This window comes from Vibrio sp. 10N.222.55.C7, from assembly GCF_041473335.1.
Lineage (GTDB): Bacteria > Pseudomonadota > Gammaproteobacteria > Enterobacterales > Vibrionaceae > Vibrio > Vibrio crassostreae_C.
The window spans coordinates 1-516 of record NZ_JBFRSC010000103.1 but is presented as its reverse complement, the minus strand read 5'-3'; the positions used below and the strand labels follow the sequence as shown (position 1 = coordinate 516).

Below are 516 nucleotides of genomic sequence, written 5' to 3'. Positions count from 1 at the left end.
CCCGTCCGCCGCTCGACGCCGTTATCGTTCCCCGAAGGTTCAGATAACTCGTTTCCGCTCGACTTGCATGTGTTAGGCCTGCCGCCAGCGTTCAATCTGAGCCATGATCAAACTCTTCAATTTAAGATTTTGTGACTCAACGAATACTGACTTCAAAACTACTATGTAATTTTAAAGCTATTACCATTCCAACAGAATGATAATGAATTGACTGTGCCGAATAACTACAAGTAGTTATTTGTATTGGTCACTCAGTTCATTGAAATCAATTTTGATTCCGAAGAATCTGTTTTATCTAACGATAAAACGTTTTGATATTCATCAACGAGTGCCCACACAGATTGATAGGTTTAAATTGTTAAAGAGCTTTGCTTTCAGTGCCTTAGCACTTAAGCAGGACGCGTATAATACGCTTTCTACTTTGAAAGTCAACATAAAATACTAAGAAAACTTAGAACTCTATGGTGACTTGTCTACTTTGTAGACAAAGTCGAATTTAAAGCCTGGCGATGTCCT

At 38.8% G+C, this 516-nt stretch carries 1 rRNA gene; it reads right to left on the bottom strand.

Going from position 1 to position 516, the window contains the following annotated elements:
• A 16S ribosomal RNA gene (locus tag AB4482_RS22825) occupies positions 1-123 on the bottom strand; the annotation flags it as partial.
• Between the last annotated feature and the right edge of the window lie 393 nt (positions 124-516).